Genomic DNA, 21,688 nt, shown 5'->3' with positions numbered 1-21,688 from the left:
CAAATCCCAAATTCTTCAAGCTCCTCACCTTTAGGGTGGAGTCAATCCAAAATCCCAAATCCAAAATCCAAAATTGGCTGACATATTCTTTGATTTCATACAATCTGTTTTACGTATATTCCAGTTTCTTTCTATAAATCACCAGAATTTCAGATGACAGATGAGCTGAAATTCATTCACTCATTCTGTAAAGACAAACGATCAATGACAAAAGGTTAGCTTAATGGAAAACATGCAATTTAAATGAATTGCAACTTATTTGCCTGTAATCAAATGTCGTTTTAAATCTAAAATGTTATGCTTTGCGACGAGAGCGTGCCCTATTTCCTACAAAATATGTAGGGGTAGCACAGTGAATGTAAGTGCGTACGGGCGCTCAGCATCTCAAAATTTAACGCAAAACTGGGATTTCTGTCCTTCGGGATGCCTTGGCACATCTGACGATATTCACCCTTGGCGTGCGTAAAGCGCTAACGCCAGTGATTTGGGTTCGGGTTACCCTCACAGAAGTTTGCATCGCACACCGAAGTTCTAAGCACCGGGAGTAGCTACTCAGACTTCAAGGGAAGCCAGAGGAACAAACAAAACTATTGGCAGGACTAATCTGACTTTGCTCCACTTGATTCTGACAAAATGATACTTTTGAGATATGCTGTAGGTTTGTCATTGCAGTAAGCACAGCAACAAACACGACTCACAGGCATAACAATAATTGTTTGTGTGGAAATCAGAACAAAACCGTAGTCTAATAACGCACTTAGTATTTTTCAGTACAATTATAAATTGACACTCAAACACCTGCCTTCAGCCATTAGTCAGAACTATATATGACAAGACAATTGAGTTTAGGTGCTGCCAACTCGTGATTCTGCTAGCAAGCCGTTGGTGAGATCTTCCATTTGACGTACTCGCCTGCCGCTTCATTTTCCATGAGCCTTGGATGGACAACCCGACAACAATGTCTACTCGTAAAACCCGAGATCTGGATGTATTTTTGCGCCCTTACCAAAAAATTTGAATCAAACTAGTTAAAAGGATACGCCGCAAAAATACAAGGGTTGTCCATCCTTGTCGAGGGTTTGCCCAACCCAACAGGTGGTAGTGTGGCTGTTGACTGAGTATACTTAGAATTTTTCGTCCATAAAAGGCTTTTTTTTGTCAATCAACTTTAACAATGATTTTATAAAAAAAATCATTTGTTGTTATTTATTCGTTTTAGACTGGTAACAAATAACTAACTCTAACTTACTGATCAGGAAAAATACAAACTGTTGTTAAAGCTCATAAGTTTTATGCGTCTAGTCAATTGATGATCCATCATCACAAGGAGTACTAGTGGACATTTGCAAAATTATCCGACTATATTTGAAATTTTTTGAGAAATTACCCATATTTCCCAAACAAGATATTTGTCTGTATAAAATAGCAAGAAGAGAAAAAACTCCTTCTTTCTATCGGTGGATGCAAGTTTGATAAAATATCATCTATCTTTGGTTTTGGAAAATCAAAAAAACAATCTGCAAAATGTCAGATATTGACAGATGCAATCTCCTAAAGTAAAGAGTGTAACTATGAGTGAAATTAGTATTGTTTTAATTGAGGATCATGATCTGACTAGAATGGGGCTAAAGGCTGCATTACAGTCGAGCAACACACTTAGAGTTATAGGTGAAGCTCCAAATGGAACAAAAGGACTAAAACTTTTGGAAACAGCTAAGCCAGATGTAGCTGTTGTGGATATTGGTTTACCCGATATTGATGGAATTGAACTCACCCGAAGATTTAGAGAGTTCCAAAAACAGACGGGTGATTCAGCAACCAAAATCCTTGTTTTAACGATGGATCATTCAGAAGATGCAGTACTTGCGGCTTTTGCAGCAGGAGCTGACTCTTATTATATGAAGGATACAAGTATAGATAAGTTGACCGAAGCAATTCAAGCAACTCACACAGGGAACTCCTGGATTGATCCGGCGATCGCCAACGTGGTATTGCAGCAAATGCGGCAAGGTATTCCAGAAAATCAGCCATCTGAACTGCCTAAAACTGTCAAAATCGAAGCGCTGCCATCAGAATACGAGCAAGTTTTAGAAACTTATCCACTCACACAACGAGAACTGGAGATTCTAGAGTTAATAGTAGCAGGATGTAGTAACGGACAGATTGCTGAGAGACTATACATCACAGTTGGTACCGTGAAAACCCACGTTCGCAACATCCTAAATAAACTTTGTGCCGATGATCGTACCCAAGCTGCAGTTCGAGCTTTACGTTCCGGTCTAGTGGCATAAAGCATACGCTATCTTGGATTATCTACGGTCAATTATCATATTAGCCCAGTCTAAATCACACACTCAGCACCCTACTTTCAAGAGGAAATGCACTGTAGAGTTTTGCCAATCATACTCACAATCTAACATGCGATTGAATGATTAACAGTGGTTCAAACAGTTTCACTGTCTACTTTGCACTTCCTCTAACGTGCGTGCTATGTTTCATCTTCTTGAGTCGTGAAACAATCTAGATCCTGAAGTTGAGCACAAACTCTTTGAAACAAAAAACATTGTATTGCTCTACACTATACAATGAGATTGGCTGCTCTTTAAGAAATAGATGTAGTGTCTTAACGAAAGGCAAGTCATCTAGGACTACTATTTGATTTTTGACGAAGCTAGGTACACTTCAAGAGCCTTTTTTCCTGTTAAGCGTTAAGCGTTAAGCGTTCCCTCCCTACGCAAACAATTTCACACTCATCAAACCTGATTCCTATACTAGAATTTCTTACAGTTATCTCTTACGATAGAACAGTTATTGCACTTGCGATAGAAGAGCAAGTCAAGTTTAGATTGATAACATATATAGTATAGTTATCAATTTGAAATATAGAGTTATGAACATTATTGCTTGGGTAGTTCTTGGTATCATCGCTGGAGCAATAGCTAAGGCTATTTATCCTGGTACTCAAGGTGGTGGAATTCTCGCCACAATTGTCTTAGGTATTGTCGGAGCTTTTGTTGGGGGTAGTCTCGTTACCTTTTTACAAACCGGAACCCTTTCCCTAACTGCAGCTACCTTAAGTATTCCTGGTTTGGTTGTTGCTGTGATTGGAGCAATGATTGCTATCTTCATTTGGGGCTTAATTACTCGTAGGAGTGCTGTTTAAATTAATGACAGTGAAAACAATGGTTAGAGCCAATTTATTAGGACTAACCTTTTTTGTTTTAAATTACTAAAAAACTCCACTGCAAATGAAACAGTGGAGTTTTTGACTTCGTAAAACCTTTAGTTAATTAACGACGTTACCTAGTTGGATGACAAAAGGGATATAGTATTCTATAAATTTTTCTTCAGTTCGTCTTTGATGTTTTCAGCAGTGTGTCTAACTTGAGCTTCTGCTTGCTTTGCTTTACCCTCAGCTTTTTGTTTTGGGTCTCCTGTTATATTACCAATTACCTCTTGAATTTTACCTTCGATATTTTTCGCTGTTGCTTCTATTCTGTTCTCAGCACTTCTGTCCTCAGTACTCATATGACACCTCTAGTTTTAGGTATTATGTGCGTCTATAAGATAGAATATCAGACTTACTTTTTATGTGTACCTATCTTAAGAAAGATATTGGGTATACACAAAAAGCAGTTTTTTTTAAAATCTCATACCAAAAGAGTATTTTAGATATATTCAGTCAAGTATTTATGACTAACAAACTATGAGTATCGGAAGAAAGCGCCGGAAAAATGTCTGGAAAAACGAGATTAATGACATTATTCGGGGTGCTTGTGGAGGCTTTTTATTTGGTATCCCTTTGCTGTACACAATGGAGGTTTGGTGGATAGGATCACTGGCAAAACCATCAATGATCATGTTGGCGATCGCCTTGATGTTTCTGGTAGTTTTCTTGCTGAACCGGACAGAAGGTTTTCGTAGAAGCAAACGAAACTCTCCACCCTATGGATCACTCACAGATACTATAGAAGCAATGGGAATTGGATTGGTTTGCTCCGCCTTCATGCTGCTGTTAATGCAAGAACTAACACCTGAAACTTCGATGAAGGAAGCTTTGGGTAAAATCGTCTTTGAAGGTGTACCATTTACCTTAGGCGTGGCATTGGCAAACCAGTTATTAGGAGACACTCGTGATGGTGATGGGCAAGGGCGAATAGGTGATTCAACAAGCGACGGAAGCCGAAGGAAACCAGATGAGTTACACGCTACCTTTGCCGATGTAGGTGCAACCTTGATTGGTGCAACTGTCATTGCATTTAACATCGCGCCAACAGACGAAATTCCTATGCTAGCAGCAGCGGTAACACCGCTCTGGCTTTTGGCAATTATTGCGACGTCTATACTTATTTCCTATGGCGTTGTGTTTCAGGCAGGTTTTTCAGATCAGCAAAAGCGCAGACAGCAACAAGGAATTTTTCAAAGACCATCTAGTGAAACTATTATGGCATACTTAGTGTCGCTAGTAGCAGCAGCTTTTATGCTGTGGTTCTTTCAAAAGGTAACCTTTAGCGATCCCTGGACAATTTGGCTGGAATACACTTTGCTGCTGGGATTACCTGCGAGTATCGGAGGTGCAGCAGGACGGTTAGCAGTATGAGTCAAGCAAATGAATCTAATGATCACAAAAAAGAACAACAGCAACCGAAAAGAACACTTGCAGAATGGGTAACTTTCGGTGCTGCTTCATTGATCCTGGCAGTTATTGTGAGTTTGGTAGGCTATACTTGGCTCAACGAAAAACATCAACCTCCTGTCCTTGGTGTTAGTAACAAGACAATTCGGGAAGCTGATGGACAATTTTATATTCCTTTCGAGGTAGTTAATACTGGAGGAGAAACAGCCGAATCTGTTCAGGTTATGGCCCAGTTGGAAATTAACGGCGAAGTAAAAGAAACGGGGGATATACAGATTGACTTTTTATCTAGTGGTGAAAAAGAACGAGGAGCGTTTATCTTTAAGCGTGATCCGCGCCAAGGTCAGTTAACAATAAGAGTGACTAGTTATAAATTACCTTGAAAAGTAGGTTAAACTCAAGAGTCAAAAGTCTAGAGTATTTTACTCATGACTAATGACTCATAACTATTTGCTAAACAGTTGTTTTTGCCTTTGACCAGACACCATTTTCATCTTCATCATATTGTTGATGAATAGTTTCCCAGGCTGCTTGTTCAGCCTTAGATTCATCATTTGTCTCTTTTATTGCAGTGTTATAACGTTCAATGAATGTACTCTGAGCTTCAGCAGAAAGATGAGAGCGAATTTCTGGAGATAAATCCTCTGGACCGTTGCAGCCAGCAGTACAAGCACGAGGTAGCGCTTGTTCAATTGTGTTGACTTCTTCACCACCAGCACTTTCAATTAGGATTTGGTATTCTCCAGAGCGATCGCCAGGCACTTCTGCCATCAGTAAGAACTCACCAGCCTCTAAGCGGGTTTGGTAAACTGCTGCTTTGTCTTCTGGCATTCCCAATGTGGTCAAAACAGATACTAAACCTGCGCCTGCACTTCCGGCGATCGCACCACTTGCAGCTCCTAACAGCACTGCACCAATCGGCCCTGCTGCGACAATTGGACCGACAAAAGGAATAAACAGTACGCCTACACCTGTGAGCAAGCTGAGGAAGGAACCGAATAAGGAACCAAAGATTGCTCCGCTTCTCAAGCCTCCCAGTATGACATCTCTTTTGCTAATAAAACCAGCAATTCGGGTTTCTGATTGAAAATTTCTGCCCATAACCGAAATATGGTCTCTGGACACACCCCGGTCTAATAAACGCCGAATTACATCATCGACTTGCTTCTGTTCTTTAAAAACAGCTGAGATAGTACGCTCTGCCTTATATGCTTCCACCACTTGAAGACTCCTTTTTGCTTTTCCAGTTGGCAGACTGAGGGGGTAGATGCAAGGAATTTATTCATACCTCAATCTGCCAATTTAAACTCACACCTTAGATTTAACAGTTATTAGTAAGCGAGGGAGTAAACGTATCTTCACTCTATCTAACAATCTGCATTCATTGCAGCAGATTGTCTCACAATACGCCGCAAAACTCTTCACTGTTCACTGATTTATGCTAAATCTGCCAACACAGATTACACACCTACAGGAGTTTTTGTTTGTCCTAATGCTTGTGAACCATCTGGCTGTAGGTCTTGCCCTTCAATAAATGAGCGTAGCATCCAAGCCATCTGTTCATGCCCTTCCATCAATCCAGTTAGGAAGTCAGCAGTTCCCTCGTCATGGAATTTCTCACTCGACTGATCTATATGCTCCCGCAAGTTGCGAATTACCTGCTCATGGTCTTCCACTAGTCGACTGACCATACCAGTTGCTGTGGGAACGGTACCACCTTCTTCCTTGAGACTGGCAACTTTGAGAAATCCTTCCATTGTGCCAATAGGATAACCGCCCAAAGCACGCACTCGCTCAGCTACAGAATCGATATTTTCAGTCAGTACTTGGTAGTGCTCTTCCCAAAGCTGGTGAAGGGAGCGGAATTGAGGCCCGACCACGTCCCAGTGGAACTTTTTAGTTTTTACTAACAGAAGATAGGCATCTGCCAAATCTTTGTTCAACAGATCAATTACACCTTGACGCTGTTCATCTGTCAAACCAATGTTTAACTTGCGCATAACTTTAAGTCCCTTAGCTCGCTTCTTCATTAACCTTTACAAATTAAACTCGTACCATCATCAATCTAAGGAAAGATTGTTTTTTCTAACTAAATATAAATAGACATCTCAATATACAAATCGAGATGTCTACCCAATGGTGAAATCAAAAATGAATTGCTCAAAACCCCAGAACATTGAGCAATAATTTACTTTTTACACCCAATTTTAAAAACTACACCTTGGTTTAATGAAAAGGTATGGAAAGTAAGAAATATTGCTTACTTGTTACCTGTGATTTTTTCCAAAAAACTCTCAACTTTATCTTCTGCTGAAACTGCACTCTGGGAATTTTCAGGACGATTCATTTTATTCAAATCTGCAGCTCCCTGAACTTCGTTCAGTCCCTCGTTTGCTTTTCTTGTTGTCTCTTCCAATCCAAGAGGTGGTTTTGCAGTAGCTTTGTCAGTTTCCTTCTGAGTTTCTAGTAGCTGATCAGTAGCTTTTTGCGGACTGCTCTGTTTGGTACCAATTGCAGCAGCAGGAAACGCATTAGAGAAAATCAGCAAGGCACAAGTGAATACAACAATAAGAAAGCGTACGGGACGCAACACAGATAAACCAAAACTAATATTCTTCATTGAAACTCCTCCAAAGTAATCGTTATCCAAAATACACGCGTAGTTTTAAACATTGGCAGGGTAGCATTATAGACGCAGCCTGTCATGAATCTTCGATACACTATAGCTTACCTGATTTGGTATCTATCGAAAAAGTTTTGAGCAGTGGTTGCAAACCAATCTTAACTTTTAAAGAAAAGCCTCTGCTTTAACTTAGCCCAACAAGAGTGTCAAAAAGTAGCTGTACTTGTGTCTTTCAAAGCTTGATTGCAACCACCATTTCAATTTCGTCAAGATTCAGCCTCATACTTTTTCTACTTTCAATACCACAAAGATGAATCGTCCTGTGGGCTGAAATCTTTTTTTAGATTAAATTATCTATGATCAATCTACAGATAGATAAATTTTTTACTTTTTTGGGAAGTGAAGCAATAATGGTTTGGTGGATTAGCTGTGAATTATTCTTAATATACTAATTATTTTTACAATTAACAAAATGTAAGAATTCAGGTGTTTAAAACCTAGTCACAGAGCCAGTTTCAAAATAGACTTTGGCTTATTAATATACCTTTAGTCGCAATAAAGTACGAAAATATAGGCGTCATGTAATTTTTATTGAGAATATGAAGTTTCACATGGCGTTTTTTGGGGTACGGCATACTGTTCAGATTCAAGTATTAGAGGTTAGGAAAGGTTGCCAGTATATCAGTATTAGATTGGAGTAATTTGCTACATATGATATTTTAAGACAAATCAGCAAAGCGCTTTATTGGTAGTTGCTCCCCCACCAGAATCACTGCTGGCAACGCACTATCTCTTGTTAACTCTTGACATAACCTTTAATCAGCATGATTTTTTAGTTAGAAGCTCCTGCCAAAGGAAAAATGATTTCATCCAAAGTTTTCAGTAATTCTTGCTCATTGTAGGGTTTGGAGAAGTAGGCTCTAGCACCTAATTGCATTGCTAATTGACGATGTTTATCGCTACTGCGAGAGGTTAGCATAGCGACTGGTATATTTCTAAAGTCAGTATTTGATTTGATCCGACCTAAAAAGCCATAACCGTCAACACGAGGCATTTCAATATCACAAATAACAGCCTGAACTCTTAAACCACCCTGAAGTTTTTCGAGTGCATCTTGACCATCTTTAGCTTGCTCTACTTGATACCCTCCTTTTTCTAGAGTCAGGGCTAAGAAGCGCCGGACATTAATTGAGTCATCTACAATTAAAACGGTACCTTTTTCATTAATTGGCAGCAGTGATTGGTCATCAGCTGGCGTCAGGAAAACGGTCTTTAACCTTGGCGATGGTAGTTGATTTGTTTTAGGCGTGCGTTGGTTGGTAACAATCCAGTAAAGTAACTCGCTGGCATTGACCAGTGGGACTACCCGACCATCACCCAGAATCGTACAGTTGTTAAAGCCACTGGGTAAAGGTATATTTCCTTCAACTTGACGGATAGCAACTTCTTGCTCACCCCAACAACGATCTACTTGCACCGCCACTGGTTGATTGCCTTGGTTGACGATAAGTATACTAGCAGCATTAATTGCAGGGGGAGTTTCTAAATTCGGGTTGTCGTAGCGGGGGCAATTAAACTCTAAATGCCGACCCAGACGAACCAACGGTAACATGTTTCCTTGCCAATTAAGGACTTCGCTGGTTGCCATTGTGAACACTTGCTCATGATTCAGCAAGAATATTTCTGAAACCACATCTGTGGGAAATGCTAAAAGCATTCGGTTGCTTTCTATTAGTAGGACTCTTGCTACTGACAGTGTAAACGGCACTGATATAGTATAAGTCGTCCCTTTGCCTGCTACCGTATCAACTTTGATATCTCCCCGTACTTGTTTGAGGTTACTGCGAACCACATCCATACCAACACCGCGACCGGACAAGGCTGTGACTTGCTCAGAGGTGCTAAATCCTGGCTCAAAAATCAGCGATAGCAGTTCTTCATCAGTAGCTTGTGCTATTAGACTAGGCTCTAACCCCATAGCTATAGCACGAGTACGGATTTTGTCTAATGGAATCCCACGTCCATCATCTCTGAGAGTAATGATTGTCCGATTGTCTTGATGTGTGCCTTTAATCTCAATTAATCCTTGTTCTGACTTACCGGAGGCGCGACGTGTTTCTGGATCTTCCATACCATGATCGAAGGCATTTCGCAACATATGCATCAAAGGCTCATTTAAAGCCTCCAAGATGTTACGTTCAATTAAGACACCAGCACCCTCAATTTTCAGTTGGACGTTTTTGCCGTACTCTACACACAGGTCGCGCAAAGCCCTGGGAAAGCGATCAACAATATCAGATAGCGGACGCATCCGTACTTGAGTCAGCTTTCTTTGCAACTGCTTGGATGTTTTGGTGAGTTTGCGGGCAAATAAATCTGTATCGTCAAGACCGAGTTGAATGTCACTTGTGACTTCTTGGACTTGAACGATGGTTTCCATCACTTCTTGAGATAGCAGGTTTAATTCGTTATAGCTATCCATTTCTAGAGAATCAAACCGGCGTTGTGTCTGGTTGTCATCGCCAAATCCGATGAAATCGTCCACGTTTTGACTCGGTGGCAATGCCAGGAATGGAACACTAGATGACATTACACTCTGAGTTGATATCCTGTCATAAGCTGTACGTAATTGCTGATTTTCCCTGCCGAGAACTTGCACTCGCTGATTCAAATTACGAATCAGTTTGCGTAACCTTTCAAGTTGTAGATTTAATCCGTTGCGCTGAATAATCAGTTCCCCGAACAAATCATTAATTTGCTCAAGTTGCTTGCTAGGAACTCGAACTGTATTTTCCTGAGGTTCACTCTTATTGTTGTTACCAACAGTTTGTTCCGCTTTCGGTTCAACAAATTTGTAATTTGTTGTGGGAATTTCTTGAGCAACAACTGGTTCCGGATTTTGTGGCACTTCAACTTGAGCGTTACTCTCATCCGCAAAAGCTGCCTCTAAAGCTTCAAAATCAGCTGCAATGATTTGACGATCCAACCAAGTTTCTTGTGTTTCCTCTGATTGCAGAATGTCTGTTTCAAAAACTTCTGTTTCTGGATCTAGCAGGGGTGCTACTTCTACTTGTAGCAGTTCTGTTTGAGTATATGCTGCAGCTTCAAAAGCCAAATCCTCTAGCTGAATTTCTGTTGGTAAGCTATCTAGTTGATTTGTCATCACCAACGCTTGCGATCGCCGCCATGCTTCCAATGCCACACGGGCAACTGTTTCAATCTCAGAGGAAGGAGCTGCTTCTAAGTGGTTTGCCACTGATTCGCAAAGTTGAGTAAAAGCTGGTAATTGCAGCATTTCACCCAAACCACCTAACTCAGCTGCCATAATCGCAACTTCTTCTTTTAAACAAGGTTGTTCGCTATCTGCCAACACGGATTCTAAGCGTTGCAAACATCCTTCTACTTCTGTCTGAAACAGTAAAGGAATGATGTCTTGCCCATCTTCGGGAGACAGCATAGTTGCTGCATCCTCAGGAGTTGGATCACCCAAACGCGCATGCAGTTCTTCAAAAACTGGATAACAGAAAGTCGATAACCACTCCTCCTCTATAACATTGCCTTCTGATAAAAATTCCACTATCTGACGTAGCCAATCTACTCCAGATAACAATAAACTTTGTAACTCCGTGTTAATTTCTAAAGAGTTTTTTCTAGTTTTTAAAACTTTAAAGGAATCTTCCAGACGGTGAGCCAAATCACTCAGGGCGCGAAATCCCATCATGCCTGCACCACCTTTAATTGAGTGGGCAGCTCTAAGTGCGGCATTGATTTTTTCTAGAGAAATACGACTGTTGGTATTGAGTTCCAGCAATATCCCTTCCAGGGTATTCAGGTAATCAGTCGCTTCCTCCAGAAACTGCATCTGGATTTCTAATTCTTTGTCTTGTGACATAATATTTGCTATCAGTCATGAGTCATGAGTCATTAGTACTTACGAGGCAGTGCGCCCTTGCGGGTCACCCGCGTTGTAGCATCAGCCGTTCATTAGTCATTGATCAGTTAGACACAAATGACATGGACGCCACGGCACTTACTCAAGTTGTGAAACTATGTACGACAGTCGCCTATCTTCGAGCTTACCTTCCAAAAAGCGGTGCCTCACCCTGGTGCTGCCTGTGTAGGGCGTCTTTCGGTAGAGTTAGACAAAAAACTGATGACTAATTCACCTTGAAAGTACCAACAGTCGCTTGCAATTGCTGGGAAATCTCCACAGTTTCGTGCAAAGATTGGGAAACCCTCATAGAAGAATCGCTTGTGCGTTGTGAGCTAGCAGCAATATCTTTCATCAATTGGCTGACTGTTTGCGAAGTTTGCGCCTGTGATGCTGTGGCGGTCGAAATCGACTGCACCAAAACGTCTATCTGACGTGAAATCTCCAAAATCTGAGCTAGATTTTGCTTGGCATCTTCGACAATGCGTGTGCCTTCGACAACAGTAGTGGTTCCCATCTCCATCGCTTGTACAACTTCGGTTGTTTCGCGTTGGATGTTCTCGACTATTTGTTCAATTTCTGTGGTGGCGGCGGCACTGCGGGCTGCTAATTCCCCGACTTCCTCTGCCACAACAGCAAAACCTTGACCTTCTTCTCCTGCACGTGCGGCTTCGATTCCAGCGTTGATCGCCAGCAAGTTGGTTTGCATGGAAATCTGATTAATTAATGCTACTACACGCGAGATTTGTTGGGTTGATTCTCCCAAGCGCTTGACTTTCTTGGCGGTTTCGCCGACTGTTTCACGCAAATACAAGATGTTTTGCACTGTCATATCCATTGCTACGCCGCTCTTTTTGGCAGTTTGGGCGGCGCTATTGGCAATGCTCGCTGCTTGCTGGGCGCTATATGCGACTTGTTGAATCGATTGACTCATGTCATCAACTGCATAGAGTGTGCGGTTGATTTCTTCGGCTTGAATCAGTGCTTCCTCTGTCAGTTCACCGATTGCTCCAGAGTTTGTCCAGATCGCCTGATTCACCTGGGTAGCAGTTTGTTGAACTTGAGTTACAATCAAGCGCAAACTTTCAACGATAGAGTTAAAAAAGTCAGCAACTGTGCCAATTTCTCCTGCTGTTACTTCAGCACGCACTGTTAAGTCACCACTGGCTGCACCTTCTACTTCACTAAGAAGTTCCAGAAGTTGCGTTTGTAGAGTTTCTTTTTGTTGGCGTTCGTCTTGTGATACTGTTTCTGCTACTTGCCGTGCTTTTTCTACCTCTTCAAGAAGTTGGGCTTGCTCTAGAGCATAACCAACTTGAGTGGCGAGTTGTCTAAACAAATCTATCTCAGTTTGTTGCCAATTTCGGGGACTGTCACAATGATGAGCAATCATCAAACCTATCAATTGCCCCGCGATAATAATTGGTGCTACCAAATTTGCCTTGACTGCAAATTTCTCCAACATTTTGGTGTAACAAGCTGCATTGCTCAGACTAGCATCTTGATAGATGTTGGATATTGCCCGCACTCGACCATCTTTATAACTTTCTGCATGACGTTCTCGAAAACACGGGTCGTCGATTTCCACGCCTAACATTTTTGGTAAACCAGCTGTGATCGATTCCGCGACTACATTTCCATCCAAGGTTTCTAAGTTGAATTTATAGATGATAACCCTGTCTGTCTTCATTGCTTGACGAACTTCTCTAACAGCTGTTTTATAAATGTCCTCAACTTTTAGGCTTCTACGAGTACGTAGGGTAATATCTGTAAGTAGTTTTGCCCTTTGCGTGTCGAGTTCTTGATCTTTGATTAGCGCTTGGAGTTGCGACGCCATTTGGTTGATGTTATGACTCAAAATGCCGAGTTCGTCTTCTGATTGCACCTCCAAACGGGTATCAAGTTCTCCTAACCCAAGTTTTGCTACTGCTGTAGTTGCTTTGACAATTGGTTGTGTGGTTCGTTTGGCTAACCACACAGCAATCAGGGCGACAATTAATGCTGTCAATCCTGTCCCGACAGCAACTGTTAGTAATAATTGTCTTTGAGGTTCAAATGCAGTTGCTGTATTTGTTGCTAGAATGAATCGCCAGTTCAAATTGGGCAATCCATCTTGCGTTCTGGATGAGTAGCTAACAAGTTGCTGTTGGTTATCAGCTTGATTAACACTAATAAAAGAATCGTCTTTTTTTTGTGCTTGCCGTTGTGCTAAGCTCGGAAAAGTTGCTATGGCACTTCTAGTTATATCTTTATTATCCGTTGCCAAGAAGATTTTTTCGGAACCATCAGTCAGATAGTATTTACGCCCTGATTCTGCATAATTTTTGACGATATTATCTAGAGCTTTTACAGCTATCCTAGCTTTGACTATGGCAAGAGTCTGTCCTGTGCTACGTTTAATAGGTGCTGCGATAATAACCGTTGAATTTCCTGTATTTTTTGTGACTTCTGGTTGACTGATATAAGAACGGTCGTTTTGCCGTACTGCTTTAAAATCCTGACTATTGCTTTGATTGGGAATTGAATTTCCCTGAGATTGTGCAATAACATCACCATTTAAATTAAGTACAGCAATGCTATCATAGACTTTGTAAGTATCTACTTTGTGAGTATCTACAAATTTATCCAGCAATTCTTGTTTCTGTTTTTGAGAAAAAGTGTTGCTAAAATTAGGATCTGTAAAAATTGGTAGACTTGATATAAGTTGAATATTGTTATACCGTTCTATCATGAAACGGTTGACTTTGTCAGCCAGACTATTGGCTTCTGCTTGCTGAATTTGAGTAATTTTATTAGTTAAGGAATTACTGGCCACTAAGTAAGCAAGCGCTCCAATTGCTAAGACTGGAAGTGTACCAATGGCGATCGCAACTAGTGTCGCTTTGGTTCCTAAACTTAACCGCTTCAAAGTTAAAGATGCAGGATATTGTGTATATTTCTCACGTCTTTCAGTATATCCTTTTGTAGGGTTACTTTCATCTGTGAAATCTTCCGATGAAGAAACAGATGATCCATTTTTAGTATCAATCTTCTTCCTAGCTGCATCAGCTTTATTAAACATAAAGATATTCTCCTAAGGTGGTGAATGAACATATGAAAAATCAGTGTTTTCTTTTGAGTACACTCTAATCACAGCGGAGAATAGAAGACTGTACAATTGCTTGTGCATCTAAAACAAGCAACATTTCTTTTTGTTGAAGAACGCAACCACGTAGATAGGGAGTTAAGCTTGATGCAACTTGTCCCATGGGAGAGCGAATCTCATCAGGCAAAAACTTAGTTGTACCTTGTATTTCTTGTACAACTAAGCCTAAAAGGACTGAATCTACCCGGATAATTATCACATTATACATCCGTTGCCTATTATCTAGATATTCAAGATTGAACATCCTTGGTAGATCGATCACCCAAACTATCCGACTGCGCCAGTTTATCAATCCTATGATACAGGCAGGCATATTTGGCATCGATGAAATCGTTTCAGGTGGCACAACAATCGCTTCTTGCGTGTGCCTCATAGGCAGGGTGGCAGCTGTATGTCTATTTAGCCTAAATCTAAGATAGCCATCCCCCAAGCTATTTTGATTTTGTTTTATAGAAAGTGCTAATTTGGATTTATTCATTTGATTCAAATGACCACTGATTTAATAGCTCGTAGGAGCTGCTCCCGAGTGTAAGGCTTTGTAACGTATGCATCAGCGCCTTGTCTCATTGCCCACAATCGGTCAATCTCCTGATTTTTAGAACTGCAAATAACAATTGGCACTTTTTGAGTAACCGGATTCCTCTTAAGAGAACGACACAACTCAAAACCGCTCATTCCTGGCATAACCACATCGGTAACGATAACGTCTGGGTTTTGTGATTGTGCTTTTTCTAAAGCTTCCTTTGCACCAGTGGCTTGAATAACGTTATAACCACTTTCTACAAGATAATGGCTCATCAGTTCCAATTCACTTAGAGAATCTTCAACAATCAAAATTGTACCAAGTAAAGTAATACTCACTTATACGTCTCCTTTATCAGTAAATTGTGTTTATCAAAATTTGTGACTCTTCCTATACATTTACCTCAATTATCAATATGTTTAAACACCATTTTCAACAAATCTGATTGAGAAAAAGGCTTCGTCAAATAGCCTGAGGCTCTTACCATTTTTGCTTTTGCTCTGTCTATCAATCCTGTTCTGCCAGTCACCATAATAATAGGGAGATTTTTAAAAGCTGAATGCCTTCGTAACAAAGAACATAGCTCATACCCATCTAAATTTGGCATCTCTACATCTAGCAAAATTAAGTCAGGTTTGCTGCGGAGAATTTGCATCAAAGCTTTAACAGGATCGTTGATCATCACAACAGAAAATGTACTTTCATCCAAAAAGTGCTTGATAGAATTTAATACTGTTGGACTGTCATCTATACAGGCAACTGTGTATGCACTCTTCTCACGAGATTGGTAAGAATCTTTGTTGTTCTTAATATCAGACGTTTCAAAATTATTCCGTTTTGGCAATTCTTCTGCTAGCTTGACTTGATGCCCCATTGGCGCAACCTCAGTGGTAGACTCGAAATGAGAGGCAAGTTGCTTATCAACGGTTGATTGGGTCTGTTGGCGATGGCGTAACTGCTTTTGACAATTTTCTACAAGTAATCTCAAGTCCAAACGACAGAACTTTGGTAGTTCATTTAAGAGAGTTTCACTCTTAAATTCATAACTACCTTGCTTTACAATTAGAAATGACTCCAGTACTTCTCTTGCCAATTCATCTATCAGAACTGCGGCTTGGGGAGGAGTGATGTATTCTTCGTTTACTAACCAGCAAATCGCCTGATAATCTGGTTGTGGTGTTGACTGATGATCTTTATTTTGGTCAAATATCAGTCTTACTCGCATAAGAGATGCACTGTTGAGAGTATGTGTTTGCTGCCTCAAACGCCCCAAAATATTTTCAAGCCGTTCAAACATTTTATCTGAAGAGGCATAAACCAGTTTACCGTCATCTAAATAGATTGACCAAGAAGCCGACTCTGTAAATACTTGTAAGCAGCCTGTAGCACGCCGACTTGTTAATTGTGCTAATAGAGATAGCGGATGTAGTTTCTGAAAAAACTTGTAGCTACCTAGAGGAGTTGTGCTCATTTTGCTTTTACTTAGGCTAAATTCTTGCTAGTGTGAGCTAAATTTATGCAGGGTTTTCCACAAGTCCGTTGAAACGGTTTATAGCTTTTGTTATCAAAAGTACAAAAGTCTAGCCTTAAGATTTGTTGGAAAACTCAGCGGCAGCACCCTTCTATCAAGATAGAAAAAACCTCAGATAACTCGCAAATTCCAGTTAAATTTACTAACTTATACTGAGATTAGCAGACATCTTTACATAACAAGTTAAAAAAATGTAAAGACTAGATGAAGCAAATCACCTCTAAGTAAGCCTTGTTTAATGCCAACCGAGATAATACTGCTTTTTATTGCCAGAGGAACCCTGCTATCTTTAGTACTCGTACCTAAGTATAATACGGTTTTTGGAACCGAGGTAAATCTCAGGTAAATTTTGCTAAAACGACAGTGTTTTTACTTGTAAAGTGTGTAAAGTTAACATAAATATCCGGGTAACAGAACAGTGTCACTGTCTGTTATATACCCCAAAAGTGAAATCTGCCAATCACATTCTTAATACAGCTTTGACATATGTACTTGTATGAATTATAACTAAATGATCAAGAAGAGAAAGAATGAAAAAAAATTGTAATGACTGTTGTGTATAGTGTACTGTCTCAACTGTCATTGTAGCGATTTCTACTTATAGAGATTCTTTTGTAGTACAAAAAAGACATTTAAGACAAGTGCCGTTTTAAAGAAAAATTATAGTCTCCAAACAAAGAGCAAAAAAATCTCTCATATCATTTGACGAAATGCTTGATACAAATAATTTTTCTACAATTATTTCCCCCGGTAAGAGACTACCCTCCACAAGATCCTGCCCATTTGTATCAACCTTAAAGTGATACGGATTATCACCTTTTATTTTTGCTAGATATTTTTATACTTTGATAAATTAATGTTTTCAGTTAGCAGTCTACATATTTCCGACTTTTTGGACAAATTCCTTGTGTATAGAGGCAAATACTGTATATATCTCCTCCACAAGATACCCTGGTTGGACTCGCGTTCGCTTAGCCTGAAGCAGGCATACACTCTCGCGAACGCATTGGTGAGGCGTATCTCACAATATACTTAGCCTCTCCAAAAAATACACGTTTTAGCGTAAACCTTAACAGCACTTCAGGGCAATAGGTTAGCGATCCGCGCTCCCTTGCGATCGCTCTCAGGCTATTCATAGGGGATCATAAAAAACAATTCCCCAACACCCTTAATCAATTCAAAATTGATCAGGGGGATTGGAGAATTAAGACTTACACATAACACGGGTGATAAAAAACACCTGCGAACATAATTACTCAATTACCATTCTTTTATAGTGCGGATGAAAGGACTTGAACCTTCACACCTTGCGGTACTAGAACCTAAATCTAGCGCGTCTGCCAATTCCGCCACATCCGCATCAGTTAGCTACTATATCATAACAAAGTTATGTCTTGCAATATCTAACGCTTAATTATTTCGTGGTTAGTTGTTAGTTGTTTAACTACCTGCTAAGGGGCTTGTGTCGGAATTAGCTAGGTCATCGCAACACGAGGCAAACGGTGCTTAAACCCGCAGAGAATTTCCCAAGAAATTGTATTTAACTGATTTGCCCAATCTTCAGCAGTAATTTGTTCTTTTCCCTCAGTTCCAAGTAGGGTGACGACTTCGCCTTCTTGCACATCTGGTAATGCACTCACATCTAGCATCAACTGATCCATTGTAATTGTGCCAATCTGCGACACCCGTTGACCGCGAATTAAGACTTGCATTTTGTTGGAAAGATTGCGAGGAACTCCATCTGCGTAACCAATTCCCACCACAGCAAGACGGAGTTCATCTGAGGCAATAAATTGATGACTGTAGCTGACGCCAGTTCCAGGAGGAATGGTTTTGACTTGCGTGACTCGTGCTTTGACTTGTAAAACGGGTTTCAAGTCTATGTTTAAGCGAAAATGAGCAGCTGGGTAAAGTCCGTATACAGCTAAACCCACACGCACAATATGGTAGTGCAATGCTTTATCGCTCAAGGTAGCAGCTGAATTTGCTAAATGTAGACAAGGCGGTTCTATCCCTACTGTTCTTAGTTGAGCAATCACTTGCTCAAATCGTTGTTGCTGTTGTTTCATTGTTGTAGGGTCCAGACTATCTGCCGTTGCTAAGTGAGAATATATACTAGCGATAGTCAGATGAGGTAAGCGTTCCACAAGCTGAACAAACTCAGCAGCCTCCTGCCAATTTGTTCCTAACCTGGACATTCCCGTGTCTAATTTAACGTGTACAGGGAGTGGAGTCTTACAATTGATGGCTTCTAGAGTATTGGAAAAAACTAAAGCTTGTTTGGGAGATATTAGTGTTGGTTGAAGTTTCCATTGAGCGATCGCATGAATTTGCTCTGGGGTATGGGTTGCACCTAGTATCAAAATTGGAGCTTTAATTCCTGCTTCTCGCAATTGAATTCCTTCGGGAACTGTAGCGACTCCTAACCAACTGGCTCCCGATTCTAACGCAGTTTGGGCGACTGTAACTGCTCCATGTCCATAAGCATCGGCTTTTACCACTGCCATCAGTTGGGTGTGCGCTGACAGTATCCTTAAAACCTGCTTGACGTTGTACGACAATGCTGACAAGTTAATTTCCACCCAAGCACGTTGGGATAACCAGGGGTAGGTATTTGACTCCTGATTAGAGGTTACACTGGACGTTTGCTCGTGGCTCAACATCTTGAATGACTCCTATCACACCAGTCTTTGGCTTCTAAATCATTTAGATCATTCTCACTCCTAGAAGCCTAATCGTGATTAATCAAGAAGTTTACCTCTGATTTCGCAATTGGCACAAGATCATGAACACGAGAATTAGGTAAAAAGGAGAATTCTTTTTAGATCTTGACTTTTTATTATTTGTAGTTTTTACTATTGGGATAGTATAATTTTTTTTCATCACCAAAGCTGAATATAATTGTGTTAATATATGTAAAAATAATAGCCTGAGCGCCTATCAATGGGGAAGGTTTTAGTTTTAAACGCCTCTTACGAACCGCTCAATATCACGAGCTGGCGGCGAGCTGTCGTGTTACTGATTAAAGGCAAAGCAGAGCGAGTAGAGTTTAATAACACGCAACTCTACTTAGACTTTCCGCTTCCGACAGTCATAAGGTTACGCCACTATGTGCGCGTTCCTTATAAGGAGATTCCTTTGACTCGTCGAAATCTACTACATCGCGACAGTCACACTTGTCAGTATTGCGGTTACACAGGCGATGATTTAACTTTGGATCATGTCATTCCACGATCACGTGGAGGCGGCGATACCTGGGAAAATATTGTTACAGCATGTGTCCGCTGCAATGTTAGAAAGGGTAGTCGTACACCCAACGAAGCTCACATGAACTTACGTCATAATCCACGCCGACCTTATAGTAGTCTTTACTTTGAGGTCACCAAGCACCTAAAAAGTGGTACTCACCAAGAATGGCAAAAATACGTTATAGGACTCTGACACCTTCTGCGAAATCTAAACAAGGCAGATAATTGTCAGTTTTTTTGGCTTTGCTTGATATTTGAGCTTGTTTACAGAGCTTTACATATCTCAACCTAAAAAGCTAACAAAAAAGCAGCAGTTAAGCGGTTTAATTGCCAAGGTCACTTTTGCTAGAATAACACATATCAACACCAAAAACAACAGGGTGCGTTCTAAATCTACCAAAAAATCAGGGGTAGGTATTAAAGGCGTTTTCCTGCCAAGTTAGCAACGATAAGTTCTTGACAAAAAAAGAGGCTCAGAGATAATATGTCATGCTCTGATATTTCTGCAAAGATCGTAATGTGTGGCTGAAGTGTTGAAATACAAACTGTAGTATCTATTGATGAAAAAAAGGAGCCTCACACTTATAAAAACGTTTCGTATGCACTTTAATTCTTCTGTGACTCAGATTTCGAGTTTGCCATTAACGGGTGATCCTACTCCAAACGATTTTGAAATAGACAACAAAGATTTAGCAGAAGTTCCACTCACTAGACACTCAGGTACAACATTCGTAGGTGATGGTTCTTTTGTGGGTCTGCGTAACAATTCATTGGTAAATCAAAAATCAGAAGAGCTGCACAACACGTTTCTTGCGCATAAACAAGAACGCCAGTTAATTATTCTTCAAGATTTTCCAGATCCTGACGCTTTATCGTGTGCTTGGGCTTACCAGCTCATAGCTCAGCAATATGACATCAAATGTGACATCGTTTACGCTGGTGCTTTGAGCCACCAAGAAAATATCGCTTTGGTCAAGCTGACAGGCTTACCCGCGCAGCGTTGGACAATACAAACACTAAAAAGCAAGGACTTATCTTCTTACCAAGGTTTTGTTCTTATAGACAACCAGGGAACGACTTCTCAGCTAGTACCTGTTGTTCAAGAGGTAGGGATACCAATAGTGGCGGTTATTGACCACCACAGTTTACAGAGTGACATGAAATCAGATTTTTTTGATGTTCGTCCCTCTGTACGAGCAACAGCAACGATTTTCACTCAATACTTACAGTACGGACTACTGACTCTAGATAGCAGTATAAATCAACATGTAAAATGCGCGACTGCCTTGATGCATGGCTTGCGATCGGATACTAATAGACTGATGCAAGCACAGGAAGAAGATTTTATGGCAGCAGCGTATTTGAGTAAATTTTATGACGCGCAGTTGCTGAACGCAATTCTACAGGCAAATCGTTCTAAGCGAGTCATGGATGTTATAGAGCGATCGCTCAAAAACCGCATCGTGCAAAATAACTTTTCTATTGCTGGTGTTGGTTACTTACGCTACGATGACCGCGATGCAATACCCCAAGCGGCAGATTTTATTGTGACAGAAGAAAACGTCCACACAGCTTTGGTGTACGGTATTGTTCACGATGAAGATGAAGAACTAGAGGTGGTGATTGGTTCTTTAAGAACAACCAAACTAACCCTCGATCCTGATGAGTTCATTAAAGAAGCCTTCGGTCAAGATAGCAGCGGACGCTTTTTGGTGGTGGACGGACAAGCGCAGGTGGGTTTGAAATTCCGATGGGTTTCTTATCAGGAGGTAATGAAAATTCTGCTTATGCGAAGATGAAATGGGAAGTTTTCGATTCTCAGATTAAGCAGAAGCTTTTAAGATTGGTGAATCCGAAAGATAATCCAATACAGTCGGAGTAGAATCATCAGGAGGCAGTGCTACAACGCGGGTTAAGCGCGTTATAGCACCTGCCATTCCTTAGTCCTTAGTAACCAAAGACAAAGGACTAAGGACTAAATATCCTTGGGATATTTCCTCCACTGTATGGGTAAAACACCACTTGCATCGACGAGCATTTATTCGCACTGC

The 21,688-nt window shown here is 40.6% G+C and carries 15 protein-coding genes, 1 tRNA gene and 1 pseudogene; 6 read left to right on the top strand and 11 right to left on the bottom strand.

Features of this window, described 5'->3' with window-relative positions; translation table 11 throughout:
* Positions 1–1,571 precede the first annotated feature (1,571 nt).
* Positions 1,572–2,291 (top strand): response regulator, encoded by a 720-nt coding sequence (locus AC5590_RS16845; protein ID WP_169264691.1) that lies wholly within the window; start codon positions 1,572–1,574, stop codon positions 2,289–2,291.
* 599 nt (positions 2,292–2,890) lie between these two features.
* A complete protein-coding gene (locus tag AC5590_RS16840) occupies positions 2,891–3,163 on the top strand; it encodes a GlsB/YeaQ/YmgE family stress response membrane protein (protein ID WP_169264690.1) in 273 nt (90 codons plus the stop codon).
* A gap of 170 nt (positions 3,164–3,333) precedes the next feature.
* Here the strand turns inward: AC5590_RS16840 and AC5590_RS16835 are convergent, their stop codons facing one another.
* Entirely contained in the window at positions 3,334–3,528 is a 195-nt protein-coding gene (locus AC5590_RS16835; RefSeq protein WP_169264689.1) for a CsbD family protein, read from the bottom strand.
* A 178-nt stretch (positions 3,529–3,706) separates the two neighbouring features.
* Between AC5590_RS16835 and AC5590_RS16830 the strand changes: the two genes are divergently transcribed.
* Together AC5590_RS16830 and AC5590_RS16825 are read left to right on the top strand one after the other, a co-directional pair.
* A complete protein-coding gene (locus tag AC5590_RS16830; protein ID WP_169264688.1) occupies positions 3,707–4,600 on the top strand; it encodes a TIGR02587 family membrane protein in 894 nt (297 codons plus the stop codon).
* Positions 4,597–5,019 (top strand): TIGR02588 family protein, encoded by a 423-nt coding sequence (locus tag AC5590_RS16825; RefSeq protein ID WP_169264687.1) that lies wholly within the window; start codon positions 4,597–4,599, stop codon positions 5,017–5,019. Before AC5590_RS16830 ends, AC5590_RS16825 begins: the two co-directional genes overlap by 4 nt.
* A gap of 70 nt (positions 5,020–5,089) precedes the next feature.
* On the opposite strand, the gene AC5590_RS16820 is transcribed toward AC5590_RS16825, so the two are convergent.
* The 10 genes from AC5590_RS16820 to alr all read right to left on the bottom strand — a co-directional run bounded on the left by AC5590_RS16820 (position 5,090) and on the right by alr (position 19,052).
* Entirely contained in the window at positions 5,090–5,857 is a 768-nt protein-coding gene (locus tag AC5590_RS16820; RefSeq protein ID WP_169264686.1) for a ChaB family protein, read from the bottom strand.
* Positions 5,858–6,096: 239 nt separating this feature from the next.
* Positions 6,097–6,636: a Dps family protein gene (locus AC5590_RS16815; RefSeq protein WP_169264685.1), complete on the bottom strand. Its 540-nt coding sequence runs from the start codon at positions 6,634–6,636 to the stop codon at positions 6,097–6,099.
* A gap of 260 nt (positions 6,637–6,896) precedes the next feature.
* Complete coding sequence (locus AC5590_RS16810) at positions 6,897–7,256, bottom strand: hypothetical protein (RefSeq protein ID WP_169264684.1); 360 nt, start codon at positions 7,254–7,256, stop codon at positions 6,897–6,899.
* Between the two features lie 835 nt (positions 7,257–8,091).
* Positions 8,092–11,151 (bottom strand): hybrid sensor histidine kinase/response regulator, encoded by a 3,060-nt coding sequence (locus AC5590_RS16805; RefSeq protein ID WP_169264683.1) that lies wholly within the window; start codon positions 11,149–11,151, stop codon positions 8,092–8,094.
* A 265-nt stretch (positions 11,152–11,416) separates the two neighbouring features.
* Positions 11,417–14,251 (bottom strand): methyl-accepting chemotaxis protein, encoded by a 2,835-nt coding sequence (locus tag AC5590_RS16800; RefSeq protein WP_169264682.1) that lies wholly within the window; start codon positions 14,249–14,251, stop codon positions 11,417–11,419.
* Positions 14,252–14,315: 64 nt separating this feature from the next.
* Positions 14,316–14,813 (bottom strand): chemotaxis protein CheW, encoded by a 498-nt coding sequence (locus AC5590_RS16795; RefSeq protein ID WP_169264681.1) that lies wholly within the window; start codon positions 14,811–14,813, stop codon positions 14,316–14,318.
* Positions 14,814–14,818: 5 nt separating this feature from the next.
* The gene (locus AC5590_RS16790) at positions 14,819–15,196 is read right to left on the bottom strand and encodes a response regulator transcription factor (protein ID WP_169264680.1); all 378 of its coding nucleotides are present in this window, start codon (positions 15,194–15,196) and stop codon (positions 14,819–14,821) included.
* Between the two features lie 65 nt (positions 15,197–15,261).
* The gene (locus tag AC5590_RS16785) at positions 15,262–16,329 is read right to left on the bottom strand and encodes a response regulator (RefSeq protein WP_169264679.1); all 1,068 of its coding nucleotides are present in this window, start codon (positions 16,327–16,329) and stop codon (positions 15,262–15,264) included.
* Between the two features lie 1,337 nt (positions 16,330–17,666).
* Positions 17,667–17,748, bottom strand: a tRNA-Leu gene (locus AC5590_RS16780).
* A 116-nt stretch (positions 17,749–17,864) separates the two neighbouring features.
* Complete coding sequence (alr, locus tag AC5590_RS16775) at positions 17,865–19,052, bottom strand: alanine racemase (RefSeq protein WP_169264678.1); 1,188 nt, start codon at positions 19,050–19,052, stop codon at positions 17,865–17,867.
* 280 nt (positions 19,053–19,332) lie between these two features.
* Between alr and AC5590_RS16770 the strand changes: the two genes are divergently transcribed.
* A complete protein-coding gene (locus tag AC5590_RS16770; protein WP_169264677.1) occupies positions 19,333–19,830 on the top strand; it encodes an HNH endonuclease in 498 nt (165 codons plus the stop codon).
* A gap of 406 nt (positions 19,831–20,236) precedes the next feature.
* A pseudogene (locus AC5590_RS16765) lies at positions 20,237–21,519 on the top strand (DHH family phosphoesterase).
* Positions 21,520–21,688 lie beyond the last annotated feature (169 nt).

The organism is Brasilonema octagenarum UFV-OR1 (genome assembly GCF_963888615.1).
Classification (GTDB): Bacteria; Cyanobacteriota; Cyanobacteriia; order Cyanobacteriales; family Nostocaceae; genus Brasilonema; species Brasilonema sennae.
Note: the sequence above shows the minus strand (reverse complement) of the source record. Positions and strands in the feature narration are given on the sequence as shown.

What these genes read in the sequence shown, in the direction of transcription:
- AC5590_RS16845 (WP_169264691.1), top strand. Translation starts at nt 1,572, where the DNA reads ATGAGTGAAATTAGTATTGTTTTAATTGAGGATCATGATCTGACTAGA.
- AC5590_RS16840 (WP_169264690.1), top strand. Translation starts at nt 2,891, where the DNA reads ATGAACATTATTGCTTGGGTAGTTCTTGGTATCATCGCTGGAGCAATA.
- AC5590_RS16835 (WP_169264689.1), bottom strand. Translation starts at nt 3,528, where the DNA reads ATGAGTACTGAGGACAGAAGTGCTGAGAACAGAATAGAAGCAACAGCG.
- AC5590_RS16830 (WP_169264688.1), top strand. Translation starts at nt 3,707, where the DNA reads ATGAGTATCGGAAGAAAGCGCCGGAAAAATGTCTGGAAAAACGAGATT.
- AC5590_RS16825 (WP_169264687.1), top strand. Translation starts at nt 4,597, where the DNA reads ATGAGTCAAGCAAATGAATCTAATGATCACAAAAAAGAACAACAGCAA.
- AC5590_RS16815 (WP_169264685.1), bottom strand. Translation starts at nt 6,636, where the DNA reads ATGCGCAAGTTAAACATTGGTTTGACAGATGAACAGCGTCAAGGTGTA.
- AC5590_RS16810 (WP_169264684.1), bottom strand. Translation starts at nt 7,256, where the DNA reads ATGAAGAATATTAGTTTTGGTTTATCTGTGTTGCGTCCCGTACGCTTT.
- AC5590_RS16805 (WP_169264683.1), bottom strand. Translation starts at nt 11,151, where the DNA reads ATGTCACAAGACAAAGAATTAGAAATCCAGATGCAGTTTCTGGAGGAA.
- AC5590_RS16800 (WP_169264682.1), bottom strand. Translation starts at nt 14,251, where the DNA reads ATGTTTAATAAAGCTGATGCAGCTAGGAAGAAGATTGATACTAAAAAT.
- AC5590_RS16795 (WP_169264681.1), bottom strand. Translation starts at nt 14,813, where the DNA reads ATGAATAAATCCAAATTAGCACTTTCTATAAAACAAAATCAAAATAGC.
- AC5590_RS16785 (WP_169264679.1), bottom strand. Translation starts at nt 16,329, where the DNA reads ATGAGCACAACTCCTCTAGGTAGCTACAAGTTTTTTCAGAAACTACAT.
- alr (WP_169264678.1), bottom strand. Translation starts at nt 19,052, where the DNA reads ATGTTGAGCCACGAGCAAACGTCCAGTGTAACCTCTAATCAGGAGTCA.
- AC5590_RS16770 (WP_169264677.1), top strand. Translation starts at nt 19,333, where the DNA reads ATGGGGAAGGTTTTAGTTTTAAACGCCTCTTACGAACCGCTCAATATC.